Source organism: Pseudomonas sp. (assembly GCF_048265905.1).
Classification (GTDB): domain Bacteria; phylum Pseudomonadota; class Gammaproteobacteria; order Pseudomonadales; family Pseudomonadaceae; genus Aquipseudomonas.
Window position 1 is genome coordinate 478,087 of the sequence record NZ_JBLXAP010000002.1, and the last position, 23,229, is coordinate 501,315.

Here is a 23,229-nt window from a genome sequence, read left to right on the forward strand (position 1 = left end):
CTTAAGGTTGTTTAGGCGCTTTATTACTCTGGCTGACCGTCCACTCGATAATTTGGCTTGATAGGCTGTCAGCCGCGCCGCCAAAGGCTTCAACCACCTTGCCAACGGAGGCGTTTGTCGCCGCTTGGCTGACGCTAAAACGTTTGCTGGCGACAATCTGCTGGCGGCTGTCGACCAGTTGCGCATCAAGTTGAATTTGCACCTGCGGCGCTCCATTGCGGTATTCACTTTGAAATGCCCGGAGGCTGCTGACCAGTTGCAGATCGGTTTGCAAATGGTTGTCATCACTGCTCACCGCCGCAAAGCGGTTGGCGTTGACGAAGCCGTCGATCAAACGATCACGCAATATGGTCGGTGCGCGATCACTCCAGCGCACGCCTTGATAGGTACTGATCTGATCGCCATCTGGCAACACGACAATGCGTGAGCTATCGAGAATCTGGTTACTGTTCGGGCGGTTGACCTGCAAAGTCGTGGCGCTACTGGCTGCGCTTGAACCGATGCTTGGTTCGGCGCTTGGCAGGCGGTAAACATGCAGCTGTTCAGGCTCCGGCAAGATAGAGCAAGCACTGAGCATGAGCGCGCTGAAGATGACGGCACTGACGCTTATAAACCGGCTCATGGTTGAAACTCCTTAATGGTATCGCTGCGCAGTAGGTAAGCCGGATCGTCCTCGACGCGGCGTGAGAACGAGCGGATGGTGCTCATGGTGTCGCGCAGTTCATTGATCGCCGGGCCCAGGTTGCTGACACCCTGCATACCTTGGCTGAGAGCATCACGGTTCTCGCTGAGGATGCGTTCGATATTACTGCTGCTGCGCTCCAGCGATGCACTGATGCGCTCGATGTTGTCGAAGCTCTTGCGCCCTGAATTATTCAGCAGGCTATTGGCATTGCGCATCAGCATGGCTGTTTCCGTGCTGGCGATACTGATTTCCTTCGCGGTTTTGTTCAGCGTATCGCGTTGTTCCGCGACCATTGCGGTGACTGCTTCAAGATTTTTCAGCGTCTTGGATACTTGTGTCAGGTTCTCGTCGTTGAGCAAGTGATTGGCTTGGTTGATCAAGTGATTGATGTTGAACACGAGGTCATCGCCATTGGCGAGCAATTTGGCCAGTGGTGAACGATCAGCAATGATTTCAGCGCGTTCGCCATCTTCACTAAGTAAACGTGGGCTTTGCGGGGTGCCGCCGTGCATTTGGATGACCGCAGTGCCGGTAATGCCGGTGATCGACAGGCGAGCTCGGGTGTCAGTTTTAATCGGGGTGTTGCTGGCGATACGGATCCAGGCTATTACCTTGCGCGGATCTTTGGGATCAAGGAACAAGCGCTGGACATCGCCGACAGTAATCCCGCTGTATTGAACAGCGCTGCCGCGTGAAAGGCCGCTAACTGTTTCATTGAAAACCACGCTGTATTCGTTGTACTGCTGGTCGGCGGAGTGCTTGCTCAACCAGATCGCAAAAACCAGTGCAGCGCTGACGACTAGCACGGTAAACAGGCCGATCAAAACATGATGTGCGCGAGGTTCCATTAAGCTCTCCGTGGCGCGTTATCCGCTGCCTGCTTGGCCGCGCGTCCACGCGGGCCGTGAAAATATTGCTGAATCCATGGATCATCCGTTGCGGCGACGTTTTCCAGTGTGTCGGCGACTAACACACGTTTTTGCGAGAGCACGGCGATACGATCACAAATGGTATAGAGCGTGTCCAGATCGTGGGTGACCAGAAATACGCTGAGGCCGAGTGCGTCGCGCAGGGTCAGTATCAACTGATCGAAATCAGCTGCACCAATCGGGTCGAGGCCAGCGGTGGGTTCGTCGAGAAACAAAATATCTGGTTCAAGCGCCAAGGCGCGGGCCAACGCCGCACGCTTTATCATGCCACCTGACAGCTCTGCCGGGTATTTGTCGCCGGTCACGCAGGGTAAGCCGACCAACGCCAGTTTGACCCGTGCTAGACGCTCAGCCGAGGCGCGGCTGAGTTTGGCGTGTTCGATCAGTGGTAGCGCAATATTCTCAGTAACGGTTAGTGACGAGAACAACGCGCCGCGCTGGTAGAGCACACCGAAGCGGCGTTCGATCAATGAGCGTTGGTGTTCGTCCAGCTCCAGCAAGGTTTGCCCAAAAACATTGACGTTACCTTCGTTGGGTTTGCGCAAACCGACAATCGAGCGCAGCAGCACCGACTTGCCCGTACCCGAACCACCGACGACGCCGAGCACTTCACCGCGGTATAAATCGAGGTCGAGGTTTTCATGCACACTCTGCGCGCCGAAACGGTTACACAGCCCGCGCACTTCAATCACTGTTTCCTTACTCACCAGCCCATCTCCACCATGAATAACGCGAAGATGGCATCGAGCAGAATCACCACGAAAATTGACTGAACCACGCTGGAGGTTGTGCGCTCACCAACCGACTGCGCGCTACCGGTGACTTTAAAACCTTCCAAGCAACCAATAATGGCGATCAGAAAGGCAAAGATCGGCGCTTTGACCATGCCCACCAGAAAATGCTTCAGCTCGATGCTTTCGTGGAAAATGCTGATAAAGCTGGTGACCGAGATATTCAGGGTCAAGGCGCAGACCATGGCGCCGCCAACGATGCCGCAGATCATCGCAATGAATGTCAGCACGGGCAGGGCAATCAGCATGGCGTAGACCCGTGGTACGACCAGCAGTTCAATCGGGCTGAGGCCGAGCGTGCGGATCGCGTCGATTTCCTCATTGGCCTTCATCGAGCCAATTTGTGCGGTGAAGGCGCTGGCTGTGCGTCCCGCCATCAAGATTGCCGTGAGCAGCACGCCAAATTCGCGCAGGAAAGAGAACGCAACCAAGTTGATGGTGTAAATACTGGCGCCGAAGTCGGCCAGAATTGTTGCACCTAAAAATGCCACGACCGCGCCGACCAGAAAGGTCAGTAGCGCCACAATTGGCACCGCATTGAGCCCGACTTGTTCAAGGTGTGACGTCAGCGAGGTAATACGCCAGCGACTGGGCTTGAACAGTACGCTGAGCATGGTGCTGACGGTCAACCCAAAGAACCCGATCAACTCGCGGGCCTTGCAAAGGAAGTCATCGACAGCCATGCCGATGTGACCAAAAAACTCGGTAATGGCTGAAGGGCTTGGTGCTGGCGGGGTTCTTCGTGACTCAGTTATTGCGTGCCCCACGCTCTGCAACAGTTGCCGACGTTCGGCGCTCAAATGTGGTGAGTTGGTTTCAAGCTCCTGTAACCGCGCTTCGCCGAGCAACTCGACTAATAAAGCGGCTCCAGCTGTATCCAATTGGTTGATGTCGCTAAGGTCAATCGTTGTATCAGCAGCCACAGCTTCACGTGCGTGCATGACTTGCGGCTCGAGTGCAGCGAAATGCGCCAGCGTCCAATCGCCGCCAATCTGCAAGCCAGAGCCAGCATCCTTGCGGTCTAATTGAAGCGGGTTGATAAACGGTGCTTGGGTCATGTGTCTGGCTTAACCTGCTCGCTTTGTCGATAACAGTAACAGAGTCAGCGCGGCACTATAAATGCTCAGCTGCGTTTGCCCGCCAATTGCAGCGCAATATCTGGCTGGCAGGCTAGAATCGCTGAATATTCAAAAGGATCGTGGCCGGATACGGCCTGGCTCATGGACTGTAGATAACGATGAAGAAATTTATTTACCTGATTGTTGTATTGGTCTTGGCCTACGGCTTCGCCAAGGAGCAGGGGATTTCGATCCCGGATCTTAGCGGCCAAAACTCAGCCGAGGTCTCCAATGCCGCGCTATTGCAGGCCTACAACAGGCAGCAGAGCGATGTTCAAGTCGCGGGTCAGGGCCAAGTGATTAAGGTTTTGCGCGATGATCTGAAAGGCTCAAGGCACCAGAAATTTATCCTTAAAATTGCTGGTGGGCCAAGTGTATTGGTCGCCCACAATATTGATTTGGCGCCGCGTATAAACGGCTTGCGTGCAGGCGACAGCGTCGAGTTTTATGGTGAATATGAGTGGAACGAAAAGGGCGGCGTCGTGCACTGGACCCACCGTGACCCCGGGCGCCGTCATGTTGATGGTTGGCTCAAGCATGACGGCAAGACTTTCGAATAGCGGGGGCTAATCAATCATCTCTGCGCCGGAGATGACGGGGTCTGGTAAAGATACCGGCGCCGGTGAGATTTGCAGGTATTTGATGCTCTCACGCGGAATCATCAGTAAGTCGCCATCGACTTCGATGGATAAAAACGGCGACTCAAGTTGCTTGCGAATTCCCCGTGCAACCTCGACCGGATCTGAGCTTTGCTGGGGGAAACGCATTGCCAAGCGCTGGCCGTCTTGAAAGTACAGGTACAAATGTTTGATCGGCTTCATTCAGGTAACTCCATTTACGTTGTGTCTGACTTGGGGCTCGGTTTGTTTGGTTGTACTCAAAGCCTAGTCGCAGCAGCTGGCTTGTGCGCAGCGATTACAGTGTCGTGTTACACGCTCGATACGGCCAATAACTAGTCAGCCGCAATACTCAATAGTTGCTCGATCAGCCATTGCAGAGCCGGGTCGCGTTGACGTTGGCTGAGGCTCACCACTTCGAGGTGAAAGGCTTCCAGCTCGAAGGGTAAGTCGAACAACTGCAACGGTAGCAGTGCTGCAAAGTGCTGCGCCAGTTGCTGGGGCAGCACGGCGCCGAGATCGCTGGTGGCAACAATGTGCGCTGCTTGCAGGTAGTTCGGAGTGGTGTAAACCACGTCACGCTGTAACCCTTGTTCATTTAACCATTGATCAACCATGCCGCGCGTTTGTCCACCGTGGACCCACAACTGGCGCAGTTTGAGAAACAACGGCAGATCAACACCATTAGTGACCAACGGATGATTTTTGCGCACGGCAAGCTGCAAGGTTTCACTGGCCCAGTGCTGGCGGCTGAAGCGCGCTGGAATATCCTGGAAGCGGCCGAGCACCAAATCCAGGTCGCCGCTATCCAGCGCCTCGACAGGCAAGCGCGGATTCAGATGATGAATATCAATACGGATGCCCGGAGCCGTGTCACTCAGCTTGCGCATCAGCTGTGGCATGCAAATCAATTCGACATAGTCGGTCAGCGCAATGTTGAAGTGCTGGCTGCTGCTGGCGGGGTCAAAGGTTTGTCCCGCAGTCAAACTTTGCTCGATTTGTTGCAAGGCCATGCGAATCGGCCCGGCAAGTGCTTGCGCCCGAGGTGTTGGCTGCATGCTTCTACCCGTTCGAACCAGCAGCGGGTCATCAAGTAAAACCCGCAAGCGATTGAGCGCATTACTTACCGCTGGCTGGCTCAATGCCAAGCGTTCAGCGGCCCGCGATACATTTTGCTCGCGCATGAGTGCATCCAGCACCCGCAGCAGGTTGAGGTCGAAGCTGAGTATATTCATTGGCTGAATACTATGTATCACAACACTAAATTTCAATAATAGTAGCGTGTTGCTTATGGTGGTGGGCGATCTTTAGCTCGCTCAATTACAAGGGGGATAAGCATGAGCAGTGTTTTTGATATTCAGCGCGTCGCCGTTATTGGTGCCGGGACCATGGGCCGGGGGATTGTCATGAGTCTGGCGAATGCCGGCATCCAGGTACTTTGGCTCGACAATAACCCGCAAATGCTGGATCAGGCGCTGGCGGTGGTCGCGAAGACCAACGAACACAACGTCAAATTAGAACGCATCAGTGCCGAACAGTCGGCTGCGCGTTTCTCCTGTATTACCCCGGTTGCGGATTACGCGGCGCTGGCTGATGCCGATCTGGTGATCGAGGCGGTGTACGAGAACCTCGAACTTAAACAGCAAATCTTTCGCACCTTGGATGCCACGCTCAAGCAGGGCGCGATTCTGGCGAGCAATACTTCGGCATTGGATATCGATGCAATCGCTGCTGTGACCCAGCGCCCGGACCATGTGCTGGGGCTGCACTTCTTTAGCCCTGCGCACATCATGAAGCTGTTGGAAATTGTGCGTGGTGAGAAAACCAGCAAGGCGGTGCTGGACGCCGCTTTAGCGCTGGGTAAGCGCATCGGCAAAGTCAGTGTAGTGGCTGGAAACTGCGACGGTTTTATTGGCAATCGCATGCTTCACACATACGTGCGAGAGGCGCGGATGATGCTGCTTGAAGGCGCATATCCACATCAGGTAGACGCTGCGCTGCAAGGTTTTGGCTTTGCCATGGGCCCGTTTCGTATGTACGACGTGGTCGGTATCGACCTCGAATGGCGCGCCCGCGAGTTGGCGGGCAAGGGCCAGGATGAGCCTGCCGTGCAAGTTGATAATCGCCTTTGCGAGCTGGGCCGTTTTGGGCAGAAGGCGGGCATGGGCTATTACCGTTACGCCGAAGGCAGTCGTCAGGCTGAACATGATCCTGAGGTTGATGCGCTGGTGCTCAAGGTCTCCGAGACACTTGGCTTCACGCGCCGTGATATTGGTGCAGAAGAAATCCTTGAGCGTTGCTTGCTGGCGCTGGTCAACGAAGGGGCGAAAATTCTTCAGGAAAATATCGCTGCCAACAGCCACGATATCGACTTGGTCTATCTAAACGGTTACGGATTCCCCGCTGACAAAGGCGGGCCAATGAGCTGGGCCGATAGCCAGGGCGTGGCAGATATTCAGGCGCGTCTGCGCTATTTGCAGGAAAACCGTGGCGAGCATTGGCGTCCCGCACAGTTGATTTCGCAACTGGCTGCGAGCAATAAAGGCTTCGCTGATGTGCAGGAGGGTTCGTTATGAGTTATCAAGCGCCACTGCGTGATATGCGCTTTGTCATGCATGAGTTATTCGACATCAGCGCACATTGCCAAACACTGGGTAACGGCCTAGACCGCGAACTGGTTGATGGTGTGCTTGAAGAAGCTGCACGCTATGCCAGCGAGGTGATTGCACCGCTTAATCGCAACAGTGATGAACAGGGTGCCAGTCTGGTTGATGGCAAGGTGACTACGCCGGATGGCTTCAGCGAGGCTTACCAGCAATATGTGGATAACGGCTGGGCGAGCATGACCGGCCCGGCTGACTTTGGCGGGCAGGCGCTGCCGCAGCTGCTGGCCTGCAACTTTCATGAAATGTTGATGGGCGCGAGTTTGTCATTCCGGATTTACTCGGGGCTGACCGAAGGTGCAGTGCTGGCGCTCAATGTGCACGGCAGTGAAGAACTCAAGCAGGCTTACTTGCACAAGTTGGTCAGCGGTGAATGGACCGGCACCATGTGCCTGACCGAGCCTCAGGCGGGTACCGACCTGGCCTTGCTGCGGACCAAGGCCGAACCACAGGCTGATGGCAGCTATCGGGTGAGCGGCAATAAGATTTTCATCAGCGGCGGCGAGCAGGATCTCAGCGAAAACATCGTCCATTTGGTCTTGGCTCGCTTGCCTGATGCGCCTGCCGGGGTCAAAGGCATCAGTTTGCTGTTGGTGCCCAAGTTCATCGCTAACGCAGACGGCAGTCTTGGTCAGCGTAACGCGCTGAGTTGTGGCGCGCTTGAGCACAAGATGGGGATCAAAGGCGCGGCGACCTGCGTGATGAATTTTGATGGCGCCACCGGTTGGTTGATCGGTGAAGCGAATCAAGGTTTGGCGGGCATGTTCACCATGATGAATGACGCGCGTTTTCAGGTTGGTTTGCAGGGGTTGGGTGTTGCTGAAGCCGCTTATCAAGGGGCGCTGCGCTATGCTCGCGATCGCTTGCAGTCACGGGCACTGACCGGCCCGGCTGCGCCTGAAAAAGCGGCTGATCCGATCATCGTGCATCCGGATGTGCGACGCATGTTGTTGACCCAGAAAACCCTGGTCGAAGGCTCACGTATGTTGGCTGCCTACACGGCGCGCTTGCTCGATCTGGAGCATGCACACCCGGATGCCGCCGAGCGCAAAGCTGCGGGTAAGCGGGTGGCGCTGCTGATTCCTATCGTCAAAGCATTCTTCACCGACATGGGCCAAGAGGTCGCCAGTCACGCGGTGCAGGTGTATGGCGGGCACGGCTATATTCGTGAGTGGGGCATTGAGCAGTTAATGCGCGACAGTCGTATCACTCAGCTTTATGAAGGTACCAACGGTATTCAGGCGTTGGACTACATCCGTCGTAAGCTGTTGGGTGACGGCGGCCAGCAGTTGGCCGAGCTGTGTGACGAGTTCAGCCAGTTGTGTGCTGTGCAAGCGCAGCGCCCGACACTGCAAGCCATGGCTGCAACCGTGCAGGCACGCTTTGTTGAGTGGCGTGAACTGACCGAACAAGTTATTGGCGCATGCCAGCGCGATCCGCAGGAGATTGGCGCGTGCTCAGTGGACTTCTTGCAGTATTCGGCTTATGTGTTGTTGGCGGGCTTTTGGTTGCAGGCTGCCGCACGCGCGCAAGACCAACTTGATGCTGGTGTTACTGAGGCTGAGTTCTATCAGGCCAAATTGCACAGTGCGAATTTTTACCTGCAACGTGTGTTGCCGCGCGCGAGCATGCACCGTGAAGCGTTATTGGGCGGTGCCGACTGTCTGATGGCCATGCCTGAGAGCAGTTTTGCGTTTTAATGGCTAACGCCAGGCAGCGCCGCTACACGGTGCTGCACGCCTAGAACAGATAATAAGAGGACATCGATCATGCGCCCATTCAGCTTTGCGACAACCGCACAGATTATCTGCGAGACAGGTTCTTCCAATCGTCTGGCGGAGTTATGCCGCGAGCGTGGCGCCAAACGTGTATTGATCGTGACGGACCCTGGCATCACCAAGCTCGGTTTGTTGAGTACGGTATTGCCGGGGTTTGCCAGTGAACAGGTTGCATTCGAGGTGTTTGATCAAGTGGTCGCTGATCCGCCCGAAGCAATAGTTGACGCCGCACTTGCCCAAGCGCGTGAGCTGAAGGCTGAATTGATTGTTGGCTTTGGTGGCGGCAGCTCGATGGATGTCGCCAAGCTGATCGCCTTGCTGGCACATCCGCATAACACGCAACAACTGTCTGACATCTACGGCGTCGGCAATGCGACGGGCCAGCGCTTGCCGCTGATTCAGGTACCAACCACCGCTGGCACCGGCTCAGAAGTCACCCCTGTGGCGATTGTTACCACCGGCGAAACCACCAAGATGGGCGCGGTGTCGCCGTTGCTACTTCCGGATTTAGCCCTGCTGGATGCGGAGTTGACCCTGGGCTTGCCTCCAGCGGTGACCGCCGCCACGGGCATTGACGCCATGGTGCACGCGATTGAAGCCTACACCAGCGTGCACAAGAAGAATCCGCTCTCAGACATGCTGGCGCGTGAAGCGTTGCGGCTGTTGGCGGCTAACCTCGATGAAGTTGTGCACAACGGCAGCAACCGCGAAGCCCGCCAGGCAATGTTGCTGGGTGCATGTTTGGCAGGGCAGGCGTTTGCCAATTCACCGGTTGCTGCAGTGCATGCGCTGGCGTATCCATTGGGCGGTCACTTTCATATCCCTCACGGCTTGAGCAATGCATTGGTGCTGCCGCATGTGTTGGGTTTCAATGCCAGCGTTGCAGCGCCGCTTTATGCTGAATTGGCGCCGCTGGTGTTGGGTGAGAAACTACGCGCGGGCGTGGCGATGGATCAAGCCGAGCAGTTCATTATGGAACTGGCAGACTTCAGTGAGCGCAGTGGTTTGCCAACCCGCTTGCGAGATGCCGGTGTTGCGCAAAACATGCTGGAGCAACTGGCGCGTGACGCGATGCTGCAACAACGTTTGCTGGTCAATAACCCGCGTGAGATGACTGAACAGCACGCCTTGGCGATTTATCAGTCTGCGTATTGATTGGCTCGCGTAAATAGCTATTTCGGATAAGGACTTTGCATGAACCAAGCCCAACACCTGCGAACGGATTACCGGCACTTACAAGCGATCACCACGCGTTGGCATGACAATGACATCTATGGCCACGTCAATAACGTCACCTATTACAGCTACTTCGACAGTGCAGTGAATAGCTACTTGATTGAGGTTGGTGGTTTGGATATTCACAGTGGCGAAGTAGTCGGTTTCGTGGTCAGTTCAAGTTGCGACTACTTTGCCTCAATTGCATTTCCGGATCAGATCGAGCTCGGGTTGCGCGTAGGTAAGTTGGGCAATAGTTCGGTGCAATATGAGCTGGCTGTGTTCAAGCAGGGCGAAGAACTGGCCTGCGCGGCGGGACGTTTTGTGCATGTATTTGTCGACCGCCAAAGCAATCGTCCGGTGTCAATTCCTGAGCCGTTACGCCTTGCATTGGCTGAGCTTCTGACCGAATAAGCACTGTTTTGACAGCCACTAAAAAGCCCGCAATCATGCGGGCTTTTTGTATGCGGGGCCAAGTCCTTACAAGGGCTTAGTGATGTTTTTTGTGCTTCTTGTGTTTGTTCTTGCCATGGCCTTTATTGCGATCGTGATCGCGGTCATCGTCTGCCAAGTTATTGCCCAGTGCGCCACCGGCTGCGCCGCCTAGGCCAGCGCCAATCGCTGAGCCGGTGCTGCCACCGATCTGATTGCCAAGTACTGAACCGCCAGCAGCGCCTAAGCCGCCGCCCAGTGCTGACTCGGTCTTGTTGCCGTCGCGTGAGCTCATGGCGCCACCGGCTGCACCGCCGAGACCTGCACCAACCGCTGCGCCGGTGCTACCACCAACCTGTTGGCCGATAACATTACCCAGTGCACCACCGACGCCGCTGCCGATAGCAACCTTGCCGTCATCGGCGAAAGCCATCGGGGCTGTCAGTGCGCTAAACGCTACTGCAGTGATTAATGTACGCATAGAACTAACCTCGAAATTCAGGCGCCGCAAACACTGCGGGCATTGGCTGCGTCTCATCCATAAGGTGGTCCACACAGCATTAGTTGACAGTTTGATGGCAAAAGGCCGCAAAAGTTCCTGGCGAGTACTGCATCAGACTGCGCTATACAGTTCTAGCGACGGCGCCAGCCGCGGTTCCAGTGCTTTTTGTGGCGATGTTTGTCGCGTTTCCAGCTGCGACGGTCGCGATCACGGTGATGATGGTCCCTGCGATAACCGTCACGGTCATCAGCACGGCTTTCGTTGCCGTAATAGTTGCCCAGCGCGCCACCTGCTCCGCCGCCCAAAGCAGCGCCAATCAAGCCGCCACTGGTGCCACCAACACTGCGTCCGGCAACGTTGCCACCTGCACCGCCAAGGCCACCGCCAATGGCTGCTTCTGTGCGGTTGCGTCGATCTGCACCTGCGGCACTGCCAGCTGCGCCGCCGACACCCGCGCCAATCGCTGCGCCGGTGCTGCCGCCCATTTGCTCGCCGACTGCAGCGCCCAATAAGCCGCCCAGTGCACCACCGATGCCCGCTTCAGTGCCACCTGCGAAGGCGCTGGCACTGCTCATACTCAGGGTCAGAAAAATAATTGAGGAGTACTTCATACGACAATCACTCAATGGTTGTTGATGCCGCGATCCTCTTGTTGTGCAACCAACTGTGCAAGCTAAATCCGACCAATAACCCGGATTTTGTATACATTGTAAATATATGTTTTCAAAGAAGAACTTTGTTGTATTTGCGGATGTCTGAGACTGATTGCTCAGGTTGGATAATGGCTATTCAGCGGTTGTTTTTGAGGTCGAATTGCCATTATCGCGGGTTGGTTTATTGGCCTGAACGCGCAGATAAAAAAAGCCCGAATAATCGCTACTCAGGCTTTTTTACAGCAGTTCCAGAGCAAAGCGTTAAGCGCTTTTGCTTTGAATTATTTGTTTATCGACCGCGCTTGCAAACAACTGGATGGCGATGAATTTTGAGGTCGGAGTAAAGCTGCCGCTGCCGTAACTATGCAACGGTACCAGTGGGTTGGCTTCTGGATAATAAGCAGCAGCCTGACCCGCAGGAATGTCAAAAGCGAGCAGGGTGAAACCCACAATCTTGCGTTCAAGCTTGTCATCCCAGAGCGATATTGCATCGACTTTCTGCCCCGGCTTGAAGCCCAGGCGGATAATGTCTGCTTCGTTGGCAAATATCACGTTACGTTGGCCGGTGACGCCGCGATAGCGGTCATCCAAACCGTAAATGGTGGTGTTGTATTGATCATGCGAGCGTAAAGTCTGCATGATTAGATCAGCCGTTTGGCCGCTGCGCTTGGCTTGCTCTGGAATTAAATCATCAAGTAATGGATTGGCCTTGAAGTTGGCTTTGCCTGAGCGGGTTTGCCACTGGCGCTGCGCCGCTGAGTTGCCCAGATAGAAGCCACCTGGCTGCTCCAATCGCCGATTGAAATCAGTGAAGCCGGGGATGGTGTCGGCAATCAATTGGCGGATTTCGCGGTAGTCGGCAATCAGTTCATCCCAATTGACCGGATTGTCACCCAGCGTGGCCTTGGCAATGCCAGCGATGATCGCAGGCTCTGAGCGCATCTGCGCTGAAAGTGGAGTCAATTGTCCGTAAGACGCATGAATCATGCTGAAGGAGTCTTCAACCGTAACTGCCTGCGGGCCAGTCGCTTGCAGGTCGATATCTGTGCGACCCAGACACGGCAGAATCAGCGCTTCCTTGCCAATGGTCAGGTGACTTCGGTTGAACTTGGTGCTGATTTGTACGGTCAATCCGCAGTTTTGCAGGGCTCTGTGACTGACTGGCGTGTCGGGTGTTGCTTGGGCGAAGTTGCCGCCCAAAGCGACAAATACTCGGGTGTTGCCAGCCAGCATAGAGTCAATTGCTGCAACCACGTTGTGGCCTTCTTCGCGCGGTGCGCGGAATTTGAAGCGTTGCTCAAGTGCATCAAGCAGCTCAGTTGGTGGGCGTTCGTCGATGCCCATGGTGCGGTCGCCCTGAACGTTGCTGTGGCCGCGAACCGGGCACAGGCCCGCGCCCGGCCGGCCAATGTTGCCGCGCAGCAGTTGCAGGTTGGTGATTTCCTGAATGATTGCAACCGAGTGACGATGCTGGGTGATGCCCATTGCCCAGCAGATAATCACCCGATCTGCCTGACGGTAAAGGCGCGCAGCCTGTTCCAGCTCTTGCAAGGGCAAACCAGATTGTTCAGTCAGTGACTGCCAAGTGGTGCCGTCGAGCATGTGTATGTAATCGTCGATTCCATGAGTATGTGCCTGGATGAAGGCATGATCGAAAACTCGCGGCAGGTTGTTTTCTGCGGCTTCTCGCTCCCACTGCAATAAAAACTTGGCAATGGCGCGCATGGCCGCCATGTCGCCGCCAAGCGCTGGGCGAAAGAAGCTGGTATTAAGCGGCTCAGAGCCGTTGGTGAGCATTTCAATAGGGTTTTGCGGATGCTGGAATCGCTCAAGCCCGCGTTCTTTCAACGGGTTGAAGCACACCACTTGGGCACCGCGTTTTACCGCTTCACGCAGCGGTTCGAGCATGCGCGGGTGATTGGTGCCCGGGTTTTGGCCCAACACAAAAATTGCATCGGTCTTGTCGAAATCATCGAAGGTGACGGTGCCTTTACCAATACCAATGCTTTGGCCCAAGGCAACACCGCTGGCCTCGTGGCACATGTTTGAGCAGTCGGGAAAGTTATTGGTGCCGAACGCACGACCAAACAGCTGGTAAAGATACGCCGCCTCATTGCTGGCGCGGCCCGAGGTGTAGAAGTCCACCTGGTTCGGGTTGTCGAGTGCATTGAGGTGCTTGGCGACCAGCTTGAATGCGTCGTCCCAGGCAATCGGCACATAATGATCGGTTGCTGCGTCGTAACGCATTGGCTCAGTCAGGCGGCCTTGGTATTCGAGCCAATAGTCACTTTGTTCACGAAGCTGGCTGAGGCTGTAGCGCTTGAAGAACTCGGCGTTGACTGCTCGGCTGGTGGCTTCCCAGTTAACCGCCTTGGCGCCGTTTTCGCAGAACTTAACCGCGCCGCTTTCCGGGGAGTCGCCCCAGGCGCAACCGGGGCAGTCAAAGCCGCCATTCTGGTTGGTCTTGAGCAGGGCGCGCAGGTTCTTTAGCGGTTGCTTACTGTCCAGCCAGAATCGCGTCACGCTACGCAATGCACCCCAGCCTGCCGCCGGGCCTGTGTAAGGTTTGTAGCGCGGGGGTGCAACCTGCATATTCATCGGCTTGGTACCCTTGTCGGTGCTGGGCTGAAAACCCTTGGAGGGCTGTGATGCGGCAGGTGGATAAGGTTGAGGTTGTGTCGCTGTGCCCACTGCACGCTGAGCGCGGTTGGGGCTGATAAGCTGACCAGCGTGTGGATTCCAGCGCGAATCGCTTTCTGAATGAGTTCCAGACTGCAGCGGCTGGTGATGACCGCGAAACCGTGTTGCTTGTCAGCAGCGTTGTTATGCAAGGCGCCGATCAGTTTATCCAGCGCATTGTGGCGGCCTATATCTTCGCGGCACAGACTGATTGCGCCTTGTGTATCAACCAGCAGCGCTGCATGCAGCGCGCCGCTGCTGCGAGCCAGTTGTTGCTGCTCACTGATGCGCTGGCGCAGCTCAAAAAGATGCTCGGCTGGTGGTAACGGGCTGGTTGGCAATGGCTTGAGTGCAGGCAATGCCTGATCCAATGCTTCTATGCCACACAGGCCGCAACCGCTGGTGCCCGCCAGTTGTCGACGCTGTTCTTTCAGCGCCCAGAATGCACGGTTACTCAGGGTCACTTGGGCGTTGAGGGCATCCCCTTTGCGATCAAGCTGGATGTCATAAATTTCGTCGATGCTGTCAATCAAGGCATTGCTCAGGCTGAAACCGGCAATAAAGTCTTCAACGAAGGACGGTGAGACCATCATCACTGCATGGTTGATACCGTTGTAGCTGATGGCCAGCGCGCATTCGTCGGCCAGCGTCACTGCATCAGTGGCACTGTCTGCGGTCAGTTCGGCGTAGCTGTAATCGGTTGGCGAAGTTGCGATCTCAGCAGTGTCTTTGCTCGGCTTGGCAGGGGGCATACAGGGTTCCCCGAGAGAGGTTAGCGGTGCGTTGGTTTGCAGTAAGCCTATTGCTTTAATCAATGGGCGTCTAATCGCTATTGCTGATGCCTTGATCGATGCGCTCTATCGGTTGTCGTTTAAGCTAATTGTTCCTTTAATAACAGATCTTTAGCTTGATCAAAGCAAGCCTGGGCCAGTGCTGAGCGTTGGCCTTTGCCGCGTATTATGAGCCCGAGTGGGGCGAGCGTGTGGGCGTCCTCTATCGGTGTCAGTATCAGGTTCGCGGTGAAATCACTGATGCCGCTGTTGAGTGGTATCACTGCGCAGCAGGTGCCAGCGCTGACCGCTTGCAGCAATTGGTGGACGGCGTCGGTTTCGAGTCGCGGCACCGGTGTGATGCCGCGTGAACGCAAGTTATGGTCGATGGATTGGCGAAAGTGCATCCCGCTGGAAAGTAGCCCCAGCGGCAACTCTGTGAGGTCTTCCCAGTTCAGGTGTTGGTTGGGAAGTTGAAAATAGCGTGGGTCATATAACAACCCCATACGCGACTCGGCCAGCTCAAGGCTTTGGTAGTGTTGACGATCAAGGTGCTCGATATAAGACAAGCCAAGGTCTATCTGGTTGCTGCTCAAGCGCTCAAGTATCTGCTCACTGCTCAGTGAAAATAGCTGAAAGCGCAGCCCCGGATGTGCTTCGGCGAACGGCTTTATCAAACGCATCGGGTCAAAGCCTGCAAGCGGCACCACGCCCAGACGCAGGGTGCCGACCAACTGGCCACGACAGGCAGCGGCCTCTGCATAAAGCCCGTCATGGGCGGCGATGACCGTGCGCGCCCAAGCCAGAATACGCTTGCCATCCTCGCTGAAACCCTCAAAGCGTTGTCCGCGCTGAACCAGTTCAAGCCCCAGCTCTTGTTCAAGATTACGCAGGCGCATTGATAAGGTCGGCTGGGTAATGTGGCAGCGAGCGGCAGCCTGACCAAAGTGTCGGGTTTCATCCAGTGCGATAAGGAATTTGAGTTGTTTAATATCCATCACAGACCTCTGTTTGGCATTCGATTCTAGTGTGCTGTCGATGGAGTTCAATCAATCATTTGGTGAATGCCCAGGCTCGGCGCCGCAAGCAGGGCAATCTTCATAATTCTTCAGATCAGCGGGTCATGCCCGTGCTGATTTCGGGCTAGACTTGAGTTTCCGGGCATTTTCAGCCCGGAAACTTTCCAAGGAATAAGAGGAATAGCGATGAGTATTTTCAGTTTCGTCAAAGAAGCCGGGGTAAAGCTCTGGGAGTCAGTGGTTGGCCAGGAGGCGCAAGCTGCTGAGTCGCTGCAAGCGCATGTGGCAAAGGTAGGCTTGGGTAATCCTGCGATTCAACTGAGCGTTGAGGGCGAAAAGGTAATTGCCAGCGGTGAAGTCGCCAGCCAGGAAGAGAAAGAGAAAATTCTCTTGGCTCTGGGCAACGTTGAAGGCGTTTCTGAAGTTGAAGACAAGATTACTGTTGCAACGCCAGCGCCTGAAGCACGCTTTGTAACGGTCAAGAAAGGCGACACCTTGAGCGCGATTGCCAAAGCTGAATATGGCAATGCCAACGCCTATAACAAGATTTTCGAGGCTAACAAGCCAATGCTCAGCCATCCGGACAAAATCTATCCGGGTCAGGTGCTGCGTATTCCACAGGAGTAAGCAGTTGCTGCTGGCCGAGCCTCAAGGCTGGCTGTAGCTCGCGCGCTTGAGTGCTGAACGTCTCAAGCGCGCCTAGTTCAGGTCATGATGCAAAGTGGCGTGAACCGCTTGATTACAACCCCCGCAATATTGTCCGGTAATCTTCCACAGCGGCAAATTCCCCAGTGTCTCGCGGCCCTTGGCGGCTGTCTGGTTCGCGTACGGCGAGCAGATGGGCTATGCCAAACTGGGCGGCACTGCGCAGCACTGACAAGCTGTCGTCAATGAACAGGCTACGCGCCGGATCAAATACCAGATCCTGCTTGAGTGCGAACCAGAACTGTTGGTTCTCTTTGGCGAAGCCATAATCATGGGAACTGATCATGCGCTCGAAATAGCCTGCCAATTCGATGCGCTCAAGCTTGAGTGACAGTGAGTCACGGTGTGCATTGGTGATCAGCACCACTCGTTTGCCGGCACTGCGTACAGCTTCCAAAAAGGTATCGGCGTCTGGGCGCAGGGCGATCAGTTCGGCTACTTCACGTTTAAGATCGCGAATCGACAGTTTCAGCTCACGGCTCCAAAAGTCGGTGCAATACCAGTTCAACTGTCCGGCATGTTCCTTGAACAGTGGCATCAACTCGGCATCGGCAAGCTCACGGCTGATCTTGTGGTGTTCAGCGTAACGCCGGGGCAAATGCTCCAGCCAGAAGTGATTGTCGAAGTGCAGGTCGAGCAGGGTGCCGTCCATATCCAGCAAAACAGTGTCGATTTCGTGCCAAGGCAGTGCAGTCATTTGCGGCTCATCGTCGGTCGGTGAGTTTTCGGGAAAGGTGATTCACGCAAGCTTAGCCAGCGAGAGTCGTGATTACGCAATCTTCGGGGCTGATAATCCGACCAAGCACGGTATGATAACTCGCAAGAACAGTTTAGGAGCTCTCTTCATGCGTCAGAAGCCCACCGTACTCGCCCGAGAAATAGTCGCCAGCAGTCGCTTGTTCCATGTTGAGGAACTGCAACTGCGTTTCAGCAATGGCGTGGAGCGTACTTACGAGCGGCTGGTCGGCAAAGGCGTGGGTTATGGCGCGGTGATGATTGTGGCCATGCTTGATAACGAACATGCAGTGCTGGTCGAGGAATATTGCGGCGGCACCGATGACTATCAGGTGTCGCTGCCCAAAGGCTTGATTGAGCCCGGTGAAGATGTGCTCGATGCCGCCAATCGCGAGCTTAAAGAGGAAGCTGGTTACGGCGCACGCAAGCTTGAACTGCTTGCGGAACTCAGTTTGTCACCTGGCTACATGAGCCAGAAAATTCAGGTGGTGCTGGCCAGTGACCTTTATGAAGAACGCCTGCCCGGTGATGAGCCCGAACCCATGCGCGTTGATAAAGTCAGCCTGCGCGAGCTGTCGAGTTTGATCCAGCATCCGCTGTTCAGCGAAGGGCGGGCGTTGGCTGCGCTATATCTGGCGCGTGATATTTTGAGCCAGCGTGGGGAGTTTACTCAGTGAATGATGCGTTGATTGCAGCCGTGGTAAAGCTGGTTCGCGAGGCTGGAGAGGCGACCTTGCCGCACTGGCGCGCAGGTGTCGAGGTCACAGAAAAGGCCGATGCTTCGCCAGTCACCGCGGCGGACCTTGCCGCTCACCATATTCTCAATGATGGTTTGCAGGCGCTGGAACCAAACATCCCCGTGCTGTCGGAAGAAGCGGCGAATATCGCCCTCAGCGAGCGCTCGCAATGGACCCGTTGGTGGTTGGTTGATCCGCTCGATGGCACCAAGGAATTTATTGCCGGTAGTGAAGAGTTTACGGTTAACGTCGCCCTGATTGAAAAGGGTGAAGTGGTTTTCGGCGTGGTCGGCATGCCGGTCAACGACACTTGTTTCTACGGCGGCTCCGGGCTTGGCGCCTGGCGCGAAGATGCTCAGGGCGAGGCCCAAGCCATCCATGTACGCGTGGCGCCAGTCAGCGCCTTTACTGTGGTCGCCAGTCGCCGCCACTCCAGTCCGGAGCAAGAAAGTCTGCTGACCGGTCTGGCTGAACAGGTTGGTGATTTGCAGTTGGTGAGTGTCGGCAGCTCGCTGAAGTTTTGCCAGCTGGCCGAAGGGCTTGCCGATTGTTATCCGCGGCTGGCACCGACCTCGCAGTGGGACACGGCAGCCGCTCAGGGCGTACTTGAAGGCGCTGGCGGCGAAGTGCTGACCCTGCAAGGCGATGCGCTGACTTATGAGGCGCGGGAGTCGCTGCTCAACCCATTCTTTCTCGCCTTGCCTGCTTCTGCGCAGTGGCGCGGCCAGCTCCTGAGTTTGGCCCGCAAGCTGAGCTAGCACCCTTCTCGTAGGATGGACAACGCGAAACTTGTCCAGCAAGGAACTGGCAGCGAAGCGCCTGGGTTTGTTTAGTTATCCGGGCGTTCGCAGAGCGCTACAAGTGGTGGTGGATGAAAATCTCCACCACCACTGGCTGCCTAATCAAGCATATCGCTGTAGCGGTTGTCTTTCTTGAACGTCAGAGGCTGTTCAAATCCGGGGATGATGATTTGCTCGAGGCCGATCTCAATCTCGCTGTCGTCGATCAGGTCTTTGCCGAAGTTATAGATAATGTCCAACTGGCCAAGCAGGGCCTTGCGGTCGTATTCGGCGGCAGCGGCGCGGGTTTTCTCGCGACGCTGTAAATAGGCATTGAATGCTGCTTCGCCATAACGCTTGCGCATCATCCGTTCAGCAATATGCGGTGCCAGTACGACACCGCTGGCGTTGTTGCCGCCAAAACCCTTGGAGTTGATAAAGCATACATCCATCGCCTGCTGGCCCAGGTCGCGGTCTTGGGTGGCGATACTTAGGTGCTGCTGATGCACATCGTCAGCCACTTCATCGATGGTCTTAATGCCCGGCAGAATTCCATATTTGAAGGTGCCCAGCGCCGAAATAACCTGATCGCCGCTGGCGGTTGCCAGTGAGTGCCCGACAAAGGCCTTGACCGCCGTGATTGGCCAGCTTTCGATGCCGAAGGCGCTGGCGATGCGGTTGAGTAAGTCAGACTCAGTTGTACGGTTGGCTGGCGTGCTGGAGCCGTGAGCGTGGACGAAACTGCGCTTTTGCACCGCTTCGCTGCCGAGCAATTGGCTGGCGCAGGCGACGGCTTTGGCCATGGTCAGGTAATTACCCGGACCCGGTGCCGAAATGGATTTCTTGTAACCGTCAGCATTGATAAACACGTCCGGCACGGCGCCATGAATGTCTGCACCCAATTTCATCGCCAACTCATCATCCATCAGCATGATGTACTGGCACGACTCCGCGAGAGTGAAGCCGCAGTTCTTGCCAAATGGACGGCTGGCACGCTGGAAGTCGACATCGTCAGTGCCTTGGATCTGACGTAAGCCTTCTTCGGTGGCCAATGCGCCCATGGCGCCATAGCCTTCGATGCATTCCTGGGTGATCGGTGCTTCGCTGTTGCCGATTAACGCGACCCGCGCTTTGCCCGACTGAATGTGTTCGATGCCTTTCTGCAAGTTGTAGAGGAAGGTGGCACAGGCGCCGGTAATACTGCCGGTGGTACCAACGCTGCCCAATACGTAGGCGTTGATAAAGTCGGTCGGCATGCTATTGAAGCCCAGCGGCAGCTGTTTGGCAGTGACGCGGCCGCCCTTGAGGCGTGACTGCATCAGGCCGCCATAACCGTTTTCATCAAGTTGGCTCATGATGCTGCCAGAGAACACTGCGACTTCATCAGGCGCGACATGCTTGCTGATTACTTGCCAGTCAATCCCGGTGGAGCGCAGCGCATCGGTTGCGCCGACGACTGTCATTGCCAGGCCGCGCGGATGGAATCGCGCGTTATAGAGTTCGCTTGGCTCAAAGCCATTAGGCAATTGACCGGCTGATTTCACCGGCAATGCGCGGTAGCTGTCGATTTTAAAATCACAGCTATCATAAAGCGTGACCCGCACTTCACTTGGGCTCAGGTCTTCAACTGCCCAATCCGACGGCAGCGGCTCCGGCAATTGCTTGCGCAGGGTGATGAAGCTCAACGGGTTACCGGCGGTGGCATCAATGGTGATGCTTTTTTGCCAATGGGCGGCATCGACATCGAGGTACTTTTTCTCGATGCGGCGCACCAATGTTGAGGCAAAGATGTAAGCCGAGAACTGCTCATCGATTTGCTCGAGACTCAGGGCTTCATCTTCCAGAGACAGGTAGTGGCCATCAACCACTTTGATCAGCTTCATCAGCACCGCCAGTCCGGCGATAGTTGCCTGACGGCTGGCAAGGTCCATCGACTCGATTACGGTACGGCGAAACCCATGGTGAAACGAGCTGCGTCCTGCTGCGTTATAACCACCAAAACCAACAATAACGGGTAAACGAGACATGGCGCAGGTAACTCCTTGAATAGGTAAACCAAGACCGACACAGTTGAAGAAATGAAGTCTGTCTTGAATGCGCGGAGAGCGCGCAGCAGTGTTTAAATTTTCGGATGCCTATGCTGACGCATTTGCTGACTTGTAAGTCACTGTTTTCGACCAATGTAGCGGTTCAACAATACCTTACCCCTGTTAGGGTTAATACTCGAGTGATACGCATGCGATATTGACCGCTCTGTCGGTGTGGCTAGGCGTTGTGTAAACAAGCGCTATTTCTGGTTTCGCTGGAGAATAATAATGAACAGCAGCAATCCTTATGAATTCGGTATGCCGCGCGATGCGGCTAATTTTCAAGCATTAAGCCCGTTAAGTTTTCTTGAGCGAGCGGCGTCAGTTTATCCACAGAAGCTCGCGCTGGTTAATGGCGCTCTGCGCCAAACCTGGGGTGAAACCTACACTCGCTGCGTACGTTTTGCTTCGGCCTTGGCGCAGCGCGGGATCGGTCTTGGTGACACGGTTGCGGTTATTGCGCCTAACGGCCAAGCCATGTTCGAAGCGCATTTCGGTGTGCCAATGTGCGGCGCAGTGCTGAACGCTATCAATACCCGGCTTGATGCTGAAACCATAGCGTTCATCCTTCAGCATGGCGAGGCAAAAGTACTGCTGGTCGACAAGGAGTTCAGCGAAACAGTGCAGCGTGCGTTGGGGCAAATGGCGGAGCGGCCACTCGTTATTGGCATTGATGATGTTGAGTATCTTGAGGGCTCTTTGCTCGGCGAGTTTGATTACGAAGCGCTGCTCGCTGAGGGTGATGCGGATTATGCCTGGAGCTTGCCTGCGGACGAATGGCAGGCCATTGCTCTCAACTACACTTCGGGCACCACGGGCAATCCCAAGGGTGTGGTTTATCATCACCGTGGCGCGCACCTTAACTCGCTGTCGAACGCAATGTGCTGGGACATGACACGCTTTCCGGTGTACCTCTGGACGCTGCCGATGTTCCATTGCAACGGTTGGTGTTTTCCGTGGGCGTTGGCGGCTTATGTCGGCACAAGCGTGTGTTTGCGTCATGTGCGCGCAGATGCGATCTACCCGGCATTGGCCGAGCACGGGGTTGATCACTTCTGTGGCGCGCCGATTGTGTTGAACATGCTCGCCAATGCCGCGCCCGAGCTGAAGGCGCTGAAAACCCAGCCGGTGAAAGTACTGACGGCTGGCGCTGCCCCTCCCGCAGCGGTGATTGAGGCGATGGAAGCGCTCGAATTTAAAGTGACTCACGTTTACGGCCTGACTGAAACCTATGGCCCAAGCGTTGCCTGTGAGTGGAAATCCGAATGGGATCAGCAGTCGCCTGAACAACAAGCCAAGCTGAAATCACGCCAAGGCGTGCGTGCGCCATTGCTGGATGAATTAATGGTGGCTGAACCCGAAACCCTGCAGCCGGTGCCCAAAGATGGTGAAACCATCGGCGAGATATTTATGCGCGGTAACGTGGTGATGAAGGGCTACCTGAAAAATCCCACGGCCACAGCGGAAGCCTTTGCCGGTGGCTGGTTTCATTCAGGTGACCTGGCTGTGTGGCACGCAGATGGTTATGTCGAGATTAAGGACCGCTCAAAAGACATCATCATCTCCGGTGGCGAAAATATCTCTTCGATTGAATTGGAAGGCATTCTGTACCGTCATCCCCATGTGCTGGAGGCAGCGGTGGTGGCAATGGAAAGTGAGAAGTGGGGCGAGACGCCTTGCGCCTTTATCACTTTGAAACCGGGAACGGAATCAACCGAAGAATCGATGCTGCGGTTTTGTCAGACTCATATGGCGCGCTTCAAGGTGCCGGGCAAAGTAGTGTTCTGTGAACTGCCAAAAACCTCCACCGGCAAGGTGCAGAAGTTTGTTCTACGCGAACAAGCACGCAACTTGCCGAAGTAGTTTGAGTGCTCGCTTGAGGTTATTGATGGGATAAAAAAGCCCGGCGCATGGCCGGGCTGAAGAGTTGCAATCGATACGTTTGACCTAGTTCATACCCAGCCAGTTTGGCAGTGCCATTGAAACGGCTGGGATGTAGGTGATCACCATCAGGAAGCCCAGCAGCAGCATCAACCAAGGCCATGCGGCGCGGATTACCTGAGTCAGCGGCATACCGGTCACCGCTGAGGTGACGAACAGGTTCAGGCCCACCGGCGGGGTTATCAATCCGATCTCCATGTTGACCACCATGATGATGCCCAAGTGGATCGGGTCGATGCCCAGTTGCACCGCAATCGGGAACAGGATCGGCGCCAGGATCAGAATGATCGCCGACGGCTCCATGAATGCACCGGCGACCAGCAGCAGCATCAACCAAGGCCATGCGGCGCGGATTACCTGAGTCAGCGGCATACCGGTCACCGCTGAGGTGACG

Annotated in this window: 23 protein-coding genes; 9 read left to right on the forward strand and 14 right to left on the reverse strand. The window is 55.5% G+C overall.

Annotated elements, in window-relative coordinates; genetic code table 11:
• Position 1: 1 nt before the first annotated feature.
• From ACN0UH_RS05400 to ACN0UH_RS05415, 4 genes are read right to left on the reverse strand one after another with little or no spacing between them, the layout of a single operon-like run.
• Positions 2-622 (reverse strand): ABC-type transport auxiliary lipoprotein family protein, encoded by a 621-nt coding sequence (locus tag ACN0UH_RS05400; RefSeq protein WP_417661076.1) that lies wholly within the window; start codon positions 620-622, stop codon positions 2-4.
• Positions 619-1,533, reverse strand: a complete 915-nt coding sequence (locus ACN0UH_RS05405; protein WP_417661077.1) for an MlaD family protein — start codon at positions 1,531-1,533, stop codon at positions 619-621. Before ACN0UH_RS05405 ends, ACN0UH_RS05400 begins: the two co-directional genes overlap by 4 nt.
• Positions 1,533-2,321 (reverse strand): ABC transporter ATP-binding protein, encoded by a 789-nt coding sequence (locus ACN0UH_RS05410; RefSeq protein WP_417661078.1) that lies wholly within the window; start codon positions 2,319-2,321, stop codon positions 1,533-1,535. The genes ACN0UH_RS05405 and ACN0UH_RS05410 overlap by 1 nt, the downstream gene beginning before the upstream one ends.
• Entirely contained in the window at positions 2,318-3,463 is a 1,146-nt protein-coding gene (locus ACN0UH_RS05415) for an ABC transporter permease (RefSeq protein WP_417661079.1), read from the reverse strand. The genes ACN0UH_RS05410 and ACN0UH_RS05415 overlap by 4 nt, the downstream gene beginning before the upstream one ends.
• Positions 3,464-3,642: 179 nt before the next feature.
• Here ACN0UH_RS05415 and ACN0UH_RS05420 point away from each other — a divergent pair, with 179 nt between their 5' ends.
• Entirely contained in the window at positions 3,643-4,083 is a 441-nt protein-coding gene (locus ACN0UH_RS05420) for a DUF3465 domain-containing protein (protein ID WP_417661080.1), read from the forward strand.
• Between the two features lie 6 nt (positions 4,084-4,089).
• Here the strand turns inward: ACN0UH_RS05420 and ACN0UH_RS05425 are convergent, their stop codons facing one another.
• Positions 4,090-4,344 (reverse strand): hypothetical protein, encoded by a 255-nt coding sequence (locus ACN0UH_RS05425; RefSeq protein ID WP_087518586.1) that lies wholly within the window; start codon positions 4,342-4,344, stop codon positions 4,090-4,092.
• Positions 4,345-4,475: 131 nt separating this feature from the next.
• On the reverse strand, positions 4,476-5,375 hold the full coding sequence (locus ACN0UH_RS05430) for a LysR family transcriptional regulator (protein WP_417661081.1): 900 nt from the start codon (positions 5,373-5,375) through the stop codon (positions 4,476-4,478).
• 102 nt (positions 5,376-5,477) lie between these two features.
• On the opposite strand from ACN0UH_RS05430, the gene ACN0UH_RS05435 reads away from it, so the two are divergent.
• The 4 genes from ACN0UH_RS05435 (at position 5,478) to ACN0UH_RS05450 (ending at position 10,210) form a co-directional block, all read left to right on the forward strand.
• Entirely contained in the window at positions 5,478-6,716 is a 1,239-nt protein-coding gene (locus ACN0UH_RS05435; RefSeq protein WP_417661082.1) for a 3-hydroxyacyl-CoA dehydrogenase NAD-binding domain-containing protein, read from the forward strand.
• Positions 6,713-8,503 carry an acyl-CoA dehydrogenase C-terminal domain-containing protein gene (locus tag ACN0UH_RS05440; RefSeq protein ID WP_417661083.1) on the forward strand — a complete coding sequence of 597 codons (1,791 nt, stop codon included), beginning with the start codon at positions 6,713-6,715 and terminating at the stop codon, positions 8,501-8,503. The genes ACN0UH_RS05435 and ACN0UH_RS05440 overlap by 4 nt, the downstream gene beginning before the upstream one ends.
• Before the next feature lie 69 nt (positions 8,504-8,572).
• Positions 8,573-9,736, forward strand: a complete 1,164-nt coding sequence (locus tag ACN0UH_RS05445; protein WP_417661084.1) for an iron-containing alcohol dehydrogenase — start codon at positions 8,573-8,575, stop codon at positions 9,734-9,736.
• A gap of 39 nt (positions 9,737-9,775) precedes the next feature.
• Entirely contained in the window at positions 9,776-10,210 is a 435-nt protein-coding gene (locus tag ACN0UH_RS05450; RefSeq protein WP_417661085.1) for an acyl-CoA thioesterase, read from the forward strand.
• 76 nt (positions 10,211-10,286) lie between these two features.
• Here ACN0UH_RS05450 and ACN0UH_RS05455 read toward each other — a convergent pair whose 3' ends face one another.
• The 5 genes from ACN0UH_RS05455 to ACN0UH_RS05475 form a co-directional block, all read right to left on the reverse strand.
• A complete protein-coding gene (locus ACN0UH_RS05455; RefSeq protein WP_417661086.1) occupies positions 10,287-10,709 on the reverse strand; it encodes a glycine zipper domain-containing protein in 423 nt (140 codons plus the stop codon).
• 152 nt (positions 10,710-10,861) lie between these two features.
• Positions 10,862-11,341, reverse strand: a complete 480-nt coding sequence (locus tag ACN0UH_RS05460) for a hypothetical protein (RefSeq protein WP_417661087.1) — start codon at positions 11,339-11,341, stop codon at positions 10,862-10,864.
• Between the two features lie 303 nt (positions 11,342-11,644).
• Positions 11,645-13,981, reverse strand: a complete 2,337-nt coding sequence (locus ACN0UH_RS05465) for an FdhF/YdeP family oxidoreductase (RefSeq protein WP_417661088.1) — start codon at positions 13,979-13,981, stop codon at positions 11,645-11,647.
• Positions 13,978-14,814: a formate dehydrogenase accessory sulfurtransferase FdhD gene (gene fdhD, locus ACN0UH_RS05470; protein ID WP_417661089.1), complete on the reverse strand. Its 837-nt coding sequence runs from the start codon at positions 14,812-14,814 to the stop codon at positions 13,978-13,980. The genes ACN0UH_RS05465 and fdhD overlap by 4 nt, the downstream gene beginning before the upstream one ends.
• Before the next feature lie 119 nt (positions 14,815-14,933).
• Positions 14,934-15,830: a LysR family transcriptional regulator gene (locus ACN0UH_RS05475; RefSeq protein ID WP_417661090.1), complete on the reverse strand. Its 897-nt coding sequence runs from the start codon at positions 15,828-15,830 to the stop codon at positions 14,934-14,936.
• A 207-nt stretch (positions 15,831-16,037) separates the two neighbouring features.
• Here ACN0UH_RS05475 and lysM point away from each other — a divergent pair, with 207 nt between their 5' ends.
• Positions 16,038-16,478, forward strand: a complete 441-nt coding sequence (gene lysM / locus ACN0UH_RS05480; protein ID WP_089360338.1) for a peptidoglycan-binding protein LysM — start codon at positions 16,038-16,040, stop codon at positions 16,476-16,478.
• A gap of 112 nt (positions 16,479-16,590) precedes the next feature.
• On the opposite strand, the gene yrfG is transcribed toward lysM, so the two are convergent.
• Positions 16,591-17,253: a GMP/IMP nucleotidase gene (gene yrfG / locus ACN0UH_RS05485; RefSeq protein WP_417661091.1), complete on the reverse strand. Its 663-nt coding sequence runs from the start codon at positions 17,251-17,253 to the stop codon at positions 16,591-16,593.
• A gap of 148 nt (positions 17,254-17,401) precedes the next feature.
• Here yrfG and nudE point away from each other — a divergent pair, with 148 nt between their 5' ends.
• Positions 17,402-17,968, forward strand: a complete 567-nt coding sequence (gene nudE, locus ACN0UH_RS05490) for an ADP compounds hydrolase NudE (RefSeq protein WP_417661092.1) — start codon at positions 17,402-17,404, stop codon at positions 17,966-17,968.
• Positions 17,965-18,786 carry a 3'(2'),5'-bisphosphate nucleotidase CysQ gene (cysQ, locus tag ACN0UH_RS05495; protein ID WP_417661093.1) on the forward strand — a complete coding sequence of 274 codons (822 nt, stop codon included), beginning with the start codon at positions 17,965-17,967 and terminating at the stop codon, positions 18,784-18,786. The genes nudE and cysQ overlap by 4 nt, the downstream gene beginning before the upstream one ends.
• 140 nt (positions 18,787-18,926) lie before the next feature.
• On the opposite strand, the gene ACN0UH_RS05500 is transcribed toward cysQ, so the two are convergent.
• On the reverse strand, positions 18,927-20,834 hold the full coding sequence (locus ACN0UH_RS05500) for a beta-ketoacyl synthase (RefSeq protein WP_417661094.1): 1,908 nt from the start codon (positions 20,832-20,834) through the stop codon (positions 18,927-18,929).
• A gap of 288 nt (positions 20,835-21,122) precedes the next feature.
• Here ACN0UH_RS05500 and ACN0UH_RS05505 point away from each other — a divergent pair, with 288 nt between their 5' ends.
• A complete protein-coding gene (locus ACN0UH_RS05505; RefSeq protein WP_417661095.1) occupies positions 21,123-22,757 on the forward strand; it encodes an acyl-CoA synthetase in 1,635 nt (544 codons plus the stop codon).
• 84 nt (positions 22,758-22,841) lie between these two features.
• Here the strand turns inward: ACN0UH_RS05505 and ACN0UH_RS05510 are convergent.
• Positions 22,842-23,229, reverse strand: a 388-nt coding sequence (locus ACN0UH_RS05510) for a TRAP transporter large permease subunit (RefSeq protein WP_417661096.1), incomplete at its 5' end; no start/stop codon positions are given.

Excerpts from the sequence above, each read along its gene's own strand:
- ACN0UH_RS05450 (WP_417661085.1), top strand. The coding sequence starts at position 9,776 with ATGAACCAAGCCCAACACCTGCGAACGGATTACCGGCACTTACAAGCG.
- yrfG (WP_417661091.1), bottom strand. The coding sequence starts at position 17,253 with ATGACTGCACTGCCTTGGCACGAAATCGACACTGTTTTGCTGGATATG.
- ACN0UH_RS05505 (WP_417661095.1), top strand. The coding sequence starts at position 21,123 with ATGAACAGCAGCAATCCTTATGAATTCGGTATGCCGCGCGATGCGGCT.
- ACN0UH_RS05475 (WP_417661090.1), bottom strand. The coding sequence starts at position 15,830 with ATGGATATTAAACAACTCAAATTCCTTATCGCACTGGATGAAACCCGA.
- ACN0UH_RS05420 (WP_417661080.1), top strand. The coding sequence starts at position 3,643 with ATGAAGAAATTTATTTACCTGATTGTTGTATTGGTCTTGGCCTACGGC.
- ACN0UH_RS05465 (WP_417661088.1), bottom strand. The coding sequence starts at position 13,981 with ATGAATATGCAGGTTGCACCCCCGCGCTACAAACCTTACACAGGCCCG.
- ACN0UH_RS05440 (WP_417661083.1), top strand. The coding sequence starts at position 6,713 with ATGAGTTATCAAGCGCCACTGCGTGATATGCGCTTTGTCATGCATGAG.
- ACN0UH_RS05435 (WP_417661082.1), top strand. The coding sequence starts at position 5,478 with ATGAGCAGTGTTTTTGATATTCAGCGCGTCGCCGTTATTGGTGCCGGG.
- fdhD (WP_417661089.1), bottom strand. The coding sequence starts at position 14,814 with ATGCCCCCTGCCAAGCCGAGCAAAGACACTGCTGAGATCGCAACTTCG.
- ACN0UH_RS05460 (WP_417661087.1), bottom strand. The coding sequence starts at position 11,341 with ATGAAGTACTCCTCAATTATTTTTCTGACCCTGAGTATGAGCAGTGCC.
- ACN0UH_RS05425 (WP_087518586.1), bottom strand. The coding sequence starts at position 4,344 with ATGAAGCCGATCAAACATTTGTACCTGTACTTTCAAGACGGCCAGCGC.
- ACN0UH_RS05415 (WP_417661079.1), bottom strand. The coding sequence starts at position 3,463 with ATGACCCAAGCACCGTTTATCAACCCGCTTCAATTAGACCGCAAGGAT.
- ACN0UH_RS05500 (WP_417661094.1), bottom strand. The coding sequence starts at position 20,834 with ATGTCTCGTTTACCCGTTATTGTTGGTTTTGGTGGTTATAACGCAGCA.
- ACN0UH_RS05400 (WP_417661076.1), bottom strand. The coding sequence starts at position 622 with ATGAGCCGGTTTATAAGCGTCAGTGCCGTCATCTTCAGCGCGCTCATG.
- ACN0UH_RS05445 (WP_417661084.1), top strand. The coding sequence starts at position 8,573 with ATGCGCCCATTCAGCTTTGCGACAACCGCACAGATTATCTGCGAGACA.
- lysM (WP_089360338.1), top strand. The coding sequence starts at position 16,038 with ATGAGTATTTTCAGTTTCGTCAAAGAAGCCGGGGTAAAGCTCTGGGAG.
- ACN0UH_RS05455 (WP_417661086.1), bottom strand. The coding sequence starts at position 10,709 with ATGCGTACATTAATCACTGCAGTAGCGTTTAGCGCACTGACAGCCCCG.
- ACN0UH_RS05405 (WP_417661077.1), bottom strand. The coding sequence starts at position 1,533 with ATGGAACCTCGCGCACATCATGTTTTGATCGGCCTGTTTACCGTGCTA.
- ACN0UH_RS05430 (WP_417661081.1), bottom strand. The coding sequence starts at position 5,375 with ATGAATATACTCAGCTTCGACCTCAACCTGCTGCGGGTGCTGGATGCA.
- nudE (WP_417661092.1), top strand. The coding sequence starts at position 17,402 with ATGCGTCAGAAGCCCACCGTACTCGCCCGAGAAATAGTCGCCAGCAGT.